This is a genomic window from Luteolibacter sp. AS25 (assembly GCF_046736275.1).
Taxonomy (GTDB): Bacteria; Verrucomicrobiota; Verrucomicrobiia; order Verrucomicrobiales; family Akkermansiaceae; genus Luteolibacter.
Genome location: NZ_CP151837.1, coordinates 3,211,213 through 3,224,196, shown reverse-complemented (window position 1 = coordinate 3,224,196; position 12,984 = coordinate 3,211,213). Strand labels below are relative to the sequence as shown.

Below are 12,984 nucleotides of genomic sequence, written 5' to 3'. Positions count from 1 at the left end.
GCGTCCCTAGTTTCAACGCACTGCGGCGCAACGCAAGCTCTCTGCTAATATTCCTGCCCGTTTTGTTTCTTTACGCCCACCACGTAATCAAGGACGGCTTGCTCATCGGAGGATGCGAGGCCGGCGTGGGTGATCATCGTGGGCATGGCGTCTTCCCAATCCATGATGTCTACCTTCTGCGGGAGCTGATATTCGTGGCATTCACCGCATTTCAGCATGTAGACCTCGTGTCCGCGCTGGAGCTGGGATAGCGGCTTGCCACTTATTTTTGACATTTCCGGCGTCGGATTCGGGACCTCGGAAATGCCGCCCACCGAGCCGTCATCACCAGCTGCCATATCGCCCATAGGGCCGCCACCGGTGGCGCAACCGACGATTGAGGCCAACAGGAGCAGGTTCAAAGATGTAAAGGTTTTGTAAAACATATTGGAATCAGTAATAATCGAGTTCATAAGACGACTCAACTTTTATGGGTTTTACCAGATGCTCTGATGAATTGCCCCTCAAAAAAATAATGAAAAAAGCCCTATTGCGCACAGCTGTAATGTTTCTTGCATTTGCGTCAAATTTGCCTGCGGTGACCGTGGCGACTCAAAGCGGAACGAATCCAAGCACGGATGCGCCCGACAACGGTGCGCCCTGGGGTAACGTCATCCTTACAAATGGCGCTTCCGGAGTTTATCTGGGTGGTGGCTGGGTATTGACCGCCGCGCACGTGTATGACGATCAGGCATCCCCTTACGTTACCTACAATTCCACTCAGTATTATGCGGATTTGAACGAAGTCTACACGCTGCAAAATTCTTCGACCGCACAGCTGCAGGGGCTCAGTGCGGACGCTGACCTCGTTCTTTTCCGGCTTGATACGGAGCTCTCCGGACTTCCCACGATTTCGCTGGGAGATGTGACCACGAATATGAACATCACAATGATCGGCTTCGGAGGAGGGAAAACCTGGGGCACAAATACCGTCGATCCTCAGAACCTTGCTTCGAACTTCAATGTCACAGATGGAAATGATTTCGTAGGATTCCAAACGGACTATGACAGCGGCGTCTCAACCGAAGGGCAGGGTATTATCGGTGACTCCGGCGGTGCGGCGTTTGCGTTTGTCGGCGGGGAATGGAAATTGATTGGTATGATGCAAGCGGTTGACGATGCAGGCAACCCAACCAAGACCTACTTTTCGAGCATGTCGCAGTATTCGTCACAGATAAATTCGATTATCTCGAATGCAGGAGCGATCCCGGAGCCCTCCGCATTGCTTCTCTCATGTCCGGCATTTCTCCTCCTTTTACGCAGGAAGCGTTAATCTTGTTCCCGAGCATGCCCGACATTGACTATGGGCGGTCCATCGTTTCCTCTCTCACGCATGCCCGTGGCGGAAAAAAAGTCTCATATATCCTCAAACCGTTGGATTTTTTCCTACCTTCTTCTTGAGAAGAAAATTTTCATTCCTTCGCTCATCGCGCTGTTCGTCACCGCTGGTCTGGCACTCGCTTTCCCGTATTTCCTGAAGGAGCTGATAGGGAATCCGGTCGATGCGATGCGCAACCAGGTGCCGCCCGAGGAGATTCTGGAGAAAATCAACGGAATCGTCCTAAGTCTGGTAATTGTGCTGTTTTTCCAGGCAACCATCGGATTCTTCCGTGTCCAGGGCTTCATTCGTTCCGGTGAAGCCGCTTTGAACCGCCTGCGGAAGGACCTGTTTTCCCATCTGCTCCATCTCCCGGTTCCGTATTTCCAGGATCAGCGCGCAGGCTCTCTCAGCAACCGTGTATCCTCGGACCTCACGCTCGTTCGGGATACTCTGATCAATACCGTCCCACAGCTTGTCCGGCAGTCTGTAATTTTGGTCGGGGGGTTGGTATTTATCTTCATTGCTTCCTGGAAACTCTCCCTTGTCATGCTCGGCTGCATCCCTGTAGTCGTGCTGCTAATCGCTTTTTTCGGCAGAAAAGTCCGCTCACATTCTAAGGCTGCGCAGCAGTCCCTCGCGGAAGCCTCCACGGTAATTGAGGAGTCCGTGCAAAACATCGCCGATGTGAAATCCTTCACAAATGAACCGTTGGAAAACGAGCGCTACCACAGTTCGCTAGAGGAGTTTTTCGCAGTCACCAAGCGTGGTGCACAAGCCCGCGGGGCCTTCCTATCCTTTATTATATTCGCGCTCTTCGGCACCATCTCCTTCGTGATCTGGTATGGAGCCCGGATGTATTCCACCGGTGGAATTTCATGGGAAAACTTTTTCGCTTTTATCCTGTTTTCCATCTTCGTGGGTGCATCTCTCGGTTCCTTTCCGGAAATCATTTCCCAACTACAGCAGACCTCCGGTGCCACAGAGCGGTTACGGGAGCTTCTCGATATGCCTACCGAACGCCAGACCGGCACAGCGGATATCGAGATCAGTGGTCAGATTTCCTTCCGCGGAGTAAATTTCACTTACCCTTCCCGTCCTGAAATCCCTGTGATCACGGACTTCTCCGCAGATCTCCCAGCAGGCCAGCGCACGGCGATTGTCGGCCCATCCGGAGCGGGGAAATCCACCTTGTTCTCGCTAATTCTCGGCTTCAACGATCCAGTCTCCGGAAAGCTACTTCTGGATTCCACCAACTCGCAGAAAATTTCGCTGCAGGCTCTTCGCTCCCAGATCGCAATCGTACCGCAGGAGGTCCTTTTGTTCGGAGGGACGATTTTTGAAAACATCGGCTACGGCAAGCCCGGTGCCTCCGATGAGGAGATCCGCAATGCGGCAAAACAGGCAAACGCCCACGAATTCATCGATGTCCTGCCGGACAAATACCAAACTATGGTCGGGCCGCGCGGCACCAAGCTTTCGGGCGGACAACGGCAGCGCATCGCCATCGCCCGTGCAATTTTGGCTGATCCGAAGATACTTCTACTGGACGAGGCTACCTCCGCCCTTGATTCAGAGTCCGAGCGGCTGGTCAACGAGGCCTTGGAGCGTCTGATGGAAGGCCGCACCTCTTTGGTAATTGCCCATCGGCTTTCAACCGTACGTCACGCGGATCAGATTCTCGTGCTCTCCAAAGGAAAGCTAATCGAGCAGGGAACGCACGATGAGCTGTATGCCGCGAATGGGACCTACCGATTCCTGGCGGAGACCCAGCTGAGCTGAGTCCCAAACCGTTCCCGAGAATTAATCCTCTTTCGGTTTGATCTCGATCCTCGGGAAAACCGGTTTCGGCTTATTGATCTGGTGTCCGCTGGGAATAAGTCCCCATTTCAGATCATCGAGTTTGAGATCCATGAGTCCGGGGAGATTCAGCTGGGCGGCGAGCTTGCCGGAAGCTTCAGGAAGGATCGGTGAGAGAAGGACGGCGCAGTGGGCGACGGATTCCGCGAGGTGCTGGAGCACGGTTGCGAGGCGTTCCTTGTTTTCCAGATTCTTGTTCAGCTCCCACGGCTTCATGCGTTCCGCGTACTGGTTGCAATGGACGACGTGGTTGTTGAGAGCTTCCAGACCCTTGGAAATCTCGTGGTTCTGCATCGCCTTGCGGTAGGCGGCTGTGCTTTCCGTGAGGGATTTCTGCAGTTCCTTATCGTCAGCTGTGAGCGGGCCGCCGGGGGTGATGATCCCTTCGGTGAAGCGCTGGGACATGTTGAGTGCGCGGTTGCAGAGGTTACCTAGTTCATTGGCCAGCTCTGTGTTGAAGAGCATGACGAGGCGGTCGAGATCGAAGTCCGAGTCTTTCCCTGTGTGGATATCGCGTACGAGGTAGTAGCGGAGAGCGTCGACGCCAAAGGCATCGGCCAGCTCCATAGGATCGACGATATTGCCGAGAGACTTGGACATTTTTTCGCCGCGGATATTCCACCAGCCGTGAACGAGGAGTTGTGGGATCTTCCCATCCTCGAAGCCAATGGCATGGAGCATGGCCAGCCAGTAAATGCCGTGGGCCGGGACCATGATGTCCTTGCCGATGATGTGGACGGGGCGGTCTGTCCAGATTTCATCGAAAACAGGGAGCGAAGGGTCCGCTTTGTAGCCGATGAAGGAGATGTAGTTAATAAGGGCGTCGAACCAGACGTAGGTGACGAAGTCTGTATCAAAGGGGATTTCAATTCCCCAGCGGAGGCGCTCCTTCGGGCGGGAGATGCAGAGATCCGTGCCGGTGTTCCGATCCAGAGCATTGAGGAGCTCGGACTTACGGAATGCTGGGAGGATGGTGTCGGGAGAGTTTTCGAGGAAGTCCTTGAGCCAGTCCGTGTGTTCGGAAAGTTTGAAGTAGTAGTTCTCTTCTTCGATCTCGGTGACCTCGCCCCACTCCGGGCCGAAATTTCCGGCTTCGTCGCGGTCGCGATCTGTGAGGAACTGCTCCTGGCGGATGGAGTAGAAGCCTTTGTATCCCTTTTTGTAGATTTGTCCGCGATCGTGGAGATCGGTGAGGATGGATTGCACACATGCTTTGTGGCGCTCATCCATGGTCTCGGCCCAGCCGTCGTAGTTCACGCCGAGTTTTTCCCAGAGTTTGGAAAATTTCTTGGTGGTCTTCTTGACGTATGTAGCCGGATGGATGCCTTCCTTTTCTGCGGTTTGCTGGACTTTCTGGCCATGCTGATCGACGCCGCTGAGGAAATAGACATCCTCTCCGGCGAGCCGGCGATAGCGTGCGATGACGTCTGCCAGAACCTTTTCATAGGCGTGGCCGATGTGTGGAGAGCCGTTGGTGTAATCGATGGCGGTAGTTAGGAAAAACATGAAATCTTTTGAGTCTGAATGGTGAAAAAGAGGCAGGCGGTGCGTGCTTCAGTCGCGCTTTTCCTCCCGGACGACTTTTCCGCCGAGGGATAGGATGCGGGAGTTTGCTTTTGCATCTTCGGCTTCAGGGATTTTTCCCATACGCACGTAGATCTGGGAAAGCGCGGTCCAGGCGAGCAGATCGTTCGGCTGGAGTGAGGTGGCCTGTAGTGATGCGCCGAGAGCCGAGTTTAGATTCCCGGTTTTCAGGTAAGCCATGGAGAGGGCGTGCCATGAGTCGAAGTGGGTGGGATCCAATTCCACACACTTTTTGTAGAGTGCTGCGGCCTCTTCCATTTCACCAAGGGCGAGGTGGCCGCTGGCGTCATCGAAGAGATCCTGAAGTTCATTGCTCATGGCTTGGGGTCCCGATGTAGATAGAGCCGGTGGAAACCGGCTCTTCAATGTTTACTGGGCGTAGAGTTTTTCCACGTTGGCGTCGTCAGCGCGAGTTCTCAACCAAGTCGAGAAGACGTTGATTTGGTTGCCTTCGGTAGCGCGGGATACTTCTTCCGCCACGTTTGCGGCCTGTTCTTCGCTTTTGACGATCTCGCGGGTCTCCACGTGGATGATGAAGGCTCGGTCGTCCTCGATGACAGGGTCGGCGAGTTCACCCGGGTCCGTATAGCGCGCTGCTTCAAATAGATTGGCTGGAGCCTTTGTTGTATCCTGTTGGCTGGCGCGGGTTACTTCAGGGAGATTCAGGGTATCGTTTTCGATTCCGGCTGCCTCTGCTGCCTCCTGGAAGGTTTTGCCTTCCGCGAGGGCGGCCTTGATTTTTTCAGCGGATTCTTCGGCTGCTGCGCGGAGTGCTGCAGTAGTTTTATCCGCGATCAGGCGGGCGCGTGCTTCGTCACGTGCTTCCTCGAAGGTCTGGACGCGGCTTTCTTCGGTGCCGTCCAAGCGGGCGATCAACCACTGGTTTTCTCCGATGGCGATGGCCGGTGAAATTTTGGAGAAAGGATCCGATGTCTCGATCATTGTGAAGAGCACGTTTGCGGCAGTGCCTTGTGAACTGGAGGCGCGGAGAGGTGCGTTGATTTCAGCAGGTGCGTCCTCGTAAGAGAAAAGTTCTGTGGTTTTCAGGTCCCAATTATCCTTTTCGGCGAGTTTTTCGAAGGTGAGGGAAGGGTCTTCCTCAAGCTGGAAGAGGAACTCATCGACTTTCTCATCGCTGGCGAGTTGAGCCATGCGGTTTGCTTCGGCGATTGCGCCTTCGCGTTCCGCTTGCTTTGTCTCGTATTCGGCTTTCTGCTCGTCGGTAGCGTCAGCGGCAGGAGCTGGAAGTTCTGCAGGTGCTTCTGGTGTTTCCGGTGTGGCGATGATGTAGGAGAATTTGCGTTTCTCAGGAGTGCGGAAAGCGTCCTGAATGGTTTCCCAGTATGATTTGATTTCTTCTTCGGTAACTTCGATGGTTTTCTCGATCGGTGCTGCGTCGATACGGGCCACGTTGGTGCGGATGCGCTGATTATCAAGGGCTGTCTGTGCTGCGATTACATCGGCAGGAGTGGTGAGTCCGGCACCGATGATTTTCGCCACTTTGCCTTGGGCGATGACGTCCGATGCGAGGGAGCGGAGATCACCTTCGGTAAGTCCGAGGCGGCCGATGCCTTTTTCGATGAAGTTTCTGTAAGCTTCCGATGAAAATGCACCGTCCGGGCCGGAGAATGCAGGGAGCTTGCGGATGAATGTATCGATTTCCTCATCGCCGGGGTAGATTCCGAATTCTTCCTTCGCGGAGCGGAGGATCATGCGGTTGATGAAGAATTGCTCGTCGGCATTGCTTGCACGTGGATCGCCGGAGAGTGAGAAGGCGAAGAGCATAAGATTGTAGTCTCCGGCTTGTGCGAGGGACTGGGTGAGCTCGAAGGTGGCTGGACCGAGTTTGCGGAACTCTTGATCGGAGTATTTCCTGCCTGCGATCTTGATGTATGGCTGCCCGCTGCCGGATGCCCGCATGGAGCTGGTGTCCATGAAAAAGAATCCGATGATAACGAGTACGAAAAGGACGATAATGAGTCCGGTATATTTGCGAAGATGTTCGATCATTGCTTGTGAGCTGGGCGGGAGAGTAAAAGGGGGAAAACGGGAAGTTGAAACCCTAAAGTTTCAGGGGAGAATTTGAAGGTTTTCCGAGGGGTGAAAGAGCTTCCGATTCAATGAATCCGGGTCGTAGGGGCGTTTCTTCGTGGTGAGTGCGTAAGTTTTTTCGAAGGTGATTTGCACGATGCGGGTGGATCTTCGGTCCCGCGATTTTCAATTTTGTGCTTTTCGGTGGTGAGATGTGACTTGCGGAGTTGCTGGTTTGGCGGTTGTCTGGGGGATGAATTTGAGGTGGCTGAATGCATTGTTGTGGGGGAACTCCGTGGCTCTTGCCTGGATGTGGGGATTGGGACTGTTTTTCAGTGTCCAGATTTCCTTTATGTATGGGATGAACGGGCTGCTGATGTTCGCAATTCCGAATGCGATCGGCCTAGCGATGTTCGGCTGGCTAACGCATATCGTGGCGAAGAGGCATCAGGGCGGGAAAGAATCGCTGGCTCTGTTCTTTGATAAATTCTCCAAGCCTTTCCGGTTAATCTTCTACATCTACCAGATTGTGGCGTTGTCGATGACGGTGTTCGCGCTGGTTAAATACCTGTTTTTCCCGCTTCTCAGCGCGATGGATCTTGGTGGTTATGCGATTCTTGCCCTTTCCATGTGTATGTCCGTTTTCGTCGTATTGGCGGCGGGTGCGTTGTTCGGAGAAGAGTTCGGTATCCGCAAGATCAAGGCCGGCCATGCTTTGTTGGGAGGTTTGCTGGTGCTCTGTATCGTAGTAATTCTTTTCAGTCTGGACCCACTGAGTGTGGGAGCGGGGATTAATGGCCTAGGCGCCAGCCATGAGTATACTTCCAGTCGTTTCTGGGGATATGCGATTCCGTTGGTGGTTGGTCTGCTGGTAGGTCCCTGGCTGGATCTCCAGCACTGGCAGCGTGCGATCCAGATCCACCGTGAAGGTACTTCGATCCGTTTGAGCTATGTTTTCGGCGGGCTGATTTTCTTCCTGCTCCTTCTCTTCCACGGATTTCTGGCAATGTGGGTGATGGGCCGTGCCGGGGATGAGTTTACTTCAACTGTGGCACATTCCGGTCTGGATGGACTTTATTACGCGCACGATATCGGAGTGAAATTCTTCAGTGGAGCGTTTGACGGGAATTCCATCGTTCCTGCGGCCTACTTCAGTTTCCTCTGCATCTGTGTTCTTACGACTTTGGACAGTGGTTACGTGTCCCTGAAATGGTTCCTCGGTAAAAATGTTGAGAAAAGCGACAACATGCTGGTCTCGATCATTCCGAAGCAGATCATTTCTTCTCCGATTCCAACGTTCCTGTTGATTGGTATTGTAAGTTTGATCGGCTACTTCGCGAAGTTCGAGCTGGAGTATTTCATGGTTTTCTTCGCTTCGTTCTTCGTGGGTTATGCCGCGCTGGCGATTGCACGCTGCTTTGTCCCTAACTCGCAGGAGCCGCTCCCGCAGATCCGGATGTTTTCGATGGCTTGCCTGTGCCTGGTGATTTTCGCCTTCGGCTACATGGTGAACATGAATTTGCTGATGTATCTGGGTTCCCTCCTACCGCTGGTTTATGTGGTATGGCTGGTGACAACCACCGATTTGCTGAGACTGGTGACGGAGAAAGCCGGTGAGGTGATGGATGCCGCTTCCGAGATCCCGGCGATCAAGGCGATGGCTAAAACCGCTATTCCAGTGAAAAGCGAGGTGACTGCCCCTGTTTCCGGAGAGGCGCACGATCTTGCAGGTCACTTTGAAGGAAAGTGGTTTGTTTACTCAATGATCGCCACCTATCAGGACACAAACTCCGTGGGGAATGTGTATTTCGGGATGTATCCGCTGTATGTGGGTAAGACCCGGGAGCTGTTTTTCAATGCGGCGATGCCTGACTTTGACCTGAAAACAACGAAATTCTATATCCTCACCAGGTCCTTCGAGCACAAGTTTGTGCGGGAGAGCCGGGAGTTTGATAGGATCACGGTGAAGATCAAGGTGGCGGACACGAACAGGAAGTTTGTTACTCTCGAGCACCAGATCTTCGGCGAGGACGGGCAGTTGCTTGGAAAAGGGAAGCAAAGCCTGCTGTTTGTCTCCTCGAAAGACTACGGTCTGCTGGATATTCCTTCCGAGGTTTACACTTCGTTTGTGAAGTACTTATAGAAACCTAACGGGGAGAAAATCTTCCCGGATTCAATTTCTAAGAATGCGGCGACTCGGATCCGGGCGCCGCATTTTTCGTGTTTAGAGGTCGAGTGTTTCGCCGCGGAGGGCGAAGACTTTCCGGACGGTGTCTTCTATAAGATTGTTCGGGCAGGAGGCACCGGCGGTGAGGCCAACTGTTATGTGTTCCTTGCCTGAAAAAACGTTGGCGTAGTTCGAGGTGGTTTCCGCGTGCTGGTGGAGATCGAAATGGACGATCTCCTCCAGGGACTTGATTTGCGATGCATCACGGATGAAAAAGGTGGGGAGCTCTTTTTCCCCGATTTCAACAAGGTGTGCGGTGTTCGAGGAATTATAGCCGCCTACTACTAGGAGAAGGTCCATTCTTGTTTTGAGCATCTCGAAGAGTGCGTCCTGGCGCTCCTGGGTTGCCCCGCAGATTGTATCGAAAACGGAAAAGTTATCGGGTGCGCTGTCGCGATCCTGAATGGCTGTGGCGAGACGGTTCTGGATTTCCAGGGTCTCGCTTTTAAGCATGGTGGTCTGATTCGCCACGCCGATTTTCCGGAGGTGAAGATCGGGATCGAAGCCGTCCGAGTAGGAGCCTTTGAAGCGCTCGAGGAATGCGGATTTATCGCCGCTTCCGCGGATGTATTCGCAGAGGAAATCTGTATCCGCGAGTGTGAGTATCACGAGAAAGTGGCCGGAGCCATCGATGCCGAGCGCCCGTGAGGAGGTGGCGCGTGTCTCCTCGTGGTTTTCCTTTCCGTGGATGATTGAGGTGATGCCGTCCTTCGCGTAGCCGCGGACGCGGCGCCAGACTTTCATGACGTCTCCGCAGGTGGTGTCCACTGTGTAGCTGCCGCGCTCCTCAACTTTATCCATGAAGCTGGTGGGTGCGCCAAAGGCTGGGACAATAACGACATCATCCGGCTGGAGGTCGTCATAGGATGAGTCAATTTCCTGCCAGGGGAGGGAGACGATATCCATTTCGCGGAGTTGTCGGTTTACCTCCGGATTGTGGATGATTTCCCCGATGAGGAAGATTCGGTTTTCAGGAAAGACTTTCCGGGAGGCGTATGCGAGATCGATGGCGCGCTCCACGCCGTAGCAGAAGCCGAAGTCCTGGGCGAGTAAGAGGGTGGTGTTGCCGCAGGTGATTTTGCCGTCCTGGTCTTTGATTTTCTCGACGAGGGAGGATTGGTAATGAACTGCAACCTCGGCGGAGACGAGTTCCATGACATCCGGGCGGCGGACGTTGACTCGGGGGCGTTTGATGGCGGGCTTGGGCATGTGAGGAGGATTCTGGACTGTGAACGGGTGCGAATCAACGCGAATGCTAGCGGGTGCTTTTCCGGAAGGGTAGCGCGAGGATGAGGAATAGAACCAGTGCCAGTGCCTGCATGGCGAAGAGGTAGACGGGCCAGGGGCCGAGGTGGTCTATTAGAGACGCGGCTTGTGGCTTGGAAAGGGAGAAGGCGAAATTGGTATCCAGGAGGGAATTGATGGGAATGGTGGAGACGTGATAAACGAGAGAAATGCCGAAGACTTTGAGCGGGGATTTCCAAAACGGAGTTTCGGGGCGCCATTTTAGAACGATGGGAATATATAATGCGGCGGCGACGATTGCGAAGTGCTGGATGAAGAAATGAAAGAAGGGCGCTGTGGGAGGACCGTGGGGTATGGCGGGGGTAAGCAGCGCCTGGAGGGTGGCGGCGAGGCCCCAGAAGTAGGTGAGCGTGAGGAGAAACGGTTTCCGGGTAAGGAGGGCGAACCCACCGATGATGGCTGCGAGATCGCAGAGATGGTAGGGGATGAGATTGTCCAGGCGGTGGGGATAATCTTTCCAGACGAAGTAGGCAATGAGGGGTGACAAGAGGTTTGTGAGAGCCAGAAAGAGGGTGATGTGTTTCTGGTTTTTACCAGCGCGCTTCGCGGCCAGGATGAGAATGGCGATGATGGCAAAGCCGATCGCGAGCGTGATGTAATGCTCTTTGGAAAATGGATGGAAGGGCATGGGGTATTGGATGTTACCGGATGATCTTACTCTCGGATTTCAGCAATGGCGGGTTTTGAGGCGAAGATTTGTTCCGCGATGGATTGGATCTGGGTTTCGGTTACCTGGAGAAGATTTTCGCGGGCTTCGGAAGGTGATGGGATGTGATCGAAGAACAACAGGCCTTCTCCGGCCCATGCCGCGTGGGAGGCGGTGGATTCGAAGGCTAGTTTGGATTGTGCGATGGCTAGGCGTTTGGCGCGTTCGAGTTCGCCGGGGCGGGGGCCGTTTTTGGCCAAGTTCTGGGTCTCCTTGAAGATGGTATCGAGTGATTCCCGGCGGGATTCAGGATCGAGGCCGGCGATGATCTGGAGGGCTCCGGTTTCGTGGAAAAGTGAGGTTTCGCTGCCGATCTGGTAGCAAAGGCCGCGTTCCTCCCGCAGTTCTGTAAAGAGGCGGGAAGAGGAGGATTCACCGAGGATGAGGGAGAGCAGGCGGAGTGCGTGACGTTCCTCCGCGTGGCGACCGGGAGTGTGCCAGGCGAGGGCCAGCTGGAGCTGATCTGTTTCGCGGGTTTCTGAAATTTCGCGGGAGGGTGCCGGGGTGTAGCCAAGGCGGAGAGGCGGCTGGTGGAAGGTTTTCGGGAGGAGGGGTGTGAGAATTTTCAGGATTTCCCCTGCGGACATGGGGCCTGCGGTGGCGATGACGATGTCGCTGCGGAAATGGTGCGCGGCGGCGAAGTTTTGCAGGGTGGCGCGGGAGATTTTTTCGATGGATTCCGGTGTGCCGGAGATTGGTTGGCCGAGGGGGTGGGATGGCCAGGTGGCGGCCGCGAGAAGATCGCCGATGTGATCGGAGGGGCTTTCGCGGATCATGGTGATTTCTTCGTGGATGACATCGCGCTCCAGTGGGATTTCGTGTTCGGGGAAATTTGAGTGCCAGACCATGTCAGCGAGCACTTCGATGAGGGTGGGCATGAGTTCGGCTTCGCCCTGTGCTTCGTAGACGGTGTGGTCCTCTGAGGTGCAGGCGTTTGCCTGGCCGCCGCCGGATTCGATGGCGAGGGTGAGTTCCTTGGCGGAGCGTGTGGCTGTGCCCTTGAATGCCATGTGCTCGGAAAAGTGAGCGAGGCCGGTGGGGAGGTCTCCTGTTTCATCGCGGGAGCCGACCGGGATGTAGATGGAGAGGGCGGCGCACTCTGAATCAGGGAGTTGCGCGTGGGCTAGGCGGGGGCCGCCTGGGAGTGGATGGGTGGAGTAGGTGGCTGGCACGGGCGCAACTTAGCTTTTTCGTGGTCGGTGCCAAGTGATCAGTGATCGGTGTTTTTCAAAGCGGGATTTCCTGTCTGGAGCGCTTCGAGATCGGCGGGTGTGGTGATTTTCGGGTTCGGGGAGGTGGAGGGGATGAGTTTTGTGGGATGTCCGTGGGCCTGGAGGGCGGAGGTTTCGTCTGTGACAAGGATGTGGTTAGCTATGATGTGATCGTAGGCGGCTTTGATGAGCTGGGTTTCGAAAATTTGTGGGGTTTCGATGTGCCAGAGATTTTCACGGGGGACAGCTTCGCTGGTGAAGTCGTCCTCGTCGGTGCGTTTCAGGGTTTCGGTGACACGGCGGGCAAGGCTGGCTGCGCGGTTCTGGCGGGCGGCTGAGATAGTAGCAAGGATATCGGCCTGAGAGACGAGTGGGCGGGCGGCGTCGTGGATAGCGATGTATTGGGAGTCGGGCGAGACGGCAGCTAGTCCGTTGGCCACGGAGAGATGGCGCTCCGCACCGCCATCGACGCGATGGACGGGTTTGGTGAAAATTTCCCCGCCCAAGAGGCTGGAGAAGCGACCTTCCGGGCAGACGAGTATGATTTCCGTGATTTCCGGGCAGGCGAGAAAGGTATCCACAGTGCGGGCGAGGACGGGTTTCCCGTTGAGGATTGCGGCGAGTTTATCGAAGCCCATACGCCGGCTGCTCCCGGAGGCGACGATGATGGCGGTAATTCCGGTTTTCAAAGCGGATATGGCAG

11 protein-coding genes are annotated in these 12,984 nt (G+C 54.8%); 3 read left to right on the top strand and 8 right to left on the bottom strand.

The genetic code is table 11. The features are described from left to right. Positions 1-44: 44 nt before the first annotated feature. Complete coding sequence (locus tag AAGA79_RS14860; protein WP_411826602.1) at positions 45-452, bottom strand: hypothetical protein; 408 nt, start codon at positions 450-452, stop codon at positions 45-47. Positions 453-514: 62 nt separating this feature from the next. On the opposite strand from AAGA79_RS14860, the gene AAGA79_RS14855 reads away from it, so the two are divergent. Together AAGA79_RS14855 and AAGA79_RS14850 are read left to right on the top strand one after the other, a co-directional pair. Beyond that, entirely contained in the window at positions 515-1,312 is a 798-nt protein-coding gene (locus AAGA79_RS14855; RefSeq protein ID WP_411826601.1) for a trypsin-like serine protease, read from the top strand. 30 nt (positions 1,313-1,342) lie between these two features. Next, positions 1,343-3,139 carry an ABC transporter ATP-binding protein gene (locus tag AAGA79_RS14850; RefSeq protein ID WP_411826600.1) on the top strand — a complete coding sequence of 599 codons (1,797 nt, stop codon included), beginning with the start codon at positions 1,343-1,345 and terminating at the stop codon, positions 3,137-3,139. 21 nt (positions 3,140-3,160) lie between these two features. On the opposite strand, the gene metG is transcribed toward AAGA79_RS14850, so the two are convergent. Genes metG through AAGA79_RS14835 form a run of 3 tightly spaced genes read right to left on the bottom strand, consistent with a single transcriptional unit; the run spans position 3,161 to position 6,811 of the window. Beyond that, positions 3,161-4,723 (bottom strand): methionine--tRNA ligase, encoded by a 1,563-nt coding sequence (metG, locus tag AAGA79_RS14845; RefSeq protein ID WP_411826599.1) that lies wholly within the window; start codon positions 4,721-4,723, stop codon positions 3,161-3,163. A 48-nt stretch (positions 4,724-4,771) separates the two neighbouring features. Beyond that, positions 4,772-5,119: a tetratricopeptide repeat protein gene (locus tag AAGA79_RS14840; protein WP_411826598.1), complete on the bottom strand. Its 348-nt coding sequence runs from the start codon at positions 5,117-5,119 to the stop codon at positions 4,772-4,774. Between the two features lie 51 nt (positions 5,120-5,170). Next, the gene (locus AAGA79_RS14835; RefSeq protein WP_411826597.1) at positions 5,171-6,811 is read right to left on the bottom strand and encodes a SurA N-terminal domain-containing protein; all 1,641 of its coding nucleotides are present in this window, start codon (positions 6,809-6,811) and stop codon (positions 5,171-5,173) included. A gap of 235 nt (positions 6,812-7,046) precedes the next feature. Between AAGA79_RS14835 and AAGA79_RS14830 the strand changes: the two genes are divergently transcribed. Beyond that, complete coding sequence (locus tag AAGA79_RS14830) at positions 7,047-8,975, top strand: acyl-CoA thioesterase (protein WP_411826596.1); 1,929 nt, start codon at positions 7,047-7,049, stop codon at positions 8,973-8,975. 81 nt (positions 8,976-9,056) lie between these two features. On the opposite strand, the gene AAGA79_RS14825 is transcribed toward AAGA79_RS14830, so the two are convergent. Genes AAGA79_RS14825 through ispD form a run of 4 tightly spaced genes read right to left on the bottom strand, consistent with a single transcriptional unit; the run spans position 9,057 to position 12,970 of the window. After that, entirely contained in the window at positions 9,057-10,268 is a 1,212-nt protein-coding gene (locus tag AAGA79_RS14825; protein ID WP_411826595.1) for a 4-hydroxy-3-methylbut-2-enyl diphosphate reductase, read from the bottom strand. A gap of 46 nt (positions 10,269-10,314) precedes the next feature. Continuing rightward, a complete protein-coding gene (locus tag AAGA79_RS14820) occupies positions 10,315-10,992 on the bottom strand; it encodes a TIGR02206 family membrane protein (protein ID WP_411826594.1) in 678 nt (225 codons plus the stop codon). A 26-nt stretch (positions 10,993-11,018) separates the two neighbouring features. Continuing rightward, on the bottom strand, positions 11,019-12,242 hold the full coding sequence (locus tag AAGA79_RS14815; protein ID WP_411826593.1) for a M16 family metallopeptidase: 1,224 nt from the start codon (positions 12,240-12,242) through the stop codon (positions 11,019-11,021). Positions 12,243-12,280: 38 nt separating this feature from the next. Further along, positions 12,281-12,970, bottom strand: coding sequence for a 2-C-methyl-D-erythritol 4-phosphate cytidylyltransferase (gene ispD, locus AAGA79_RS14810; protein WP_411826592.1), 690 nt, complete (start codon positions 12,968-12,970; stop codon positions 12,281-12,283). Positions 12,971-12,984 lie beyond the last annotated feature (14 nt).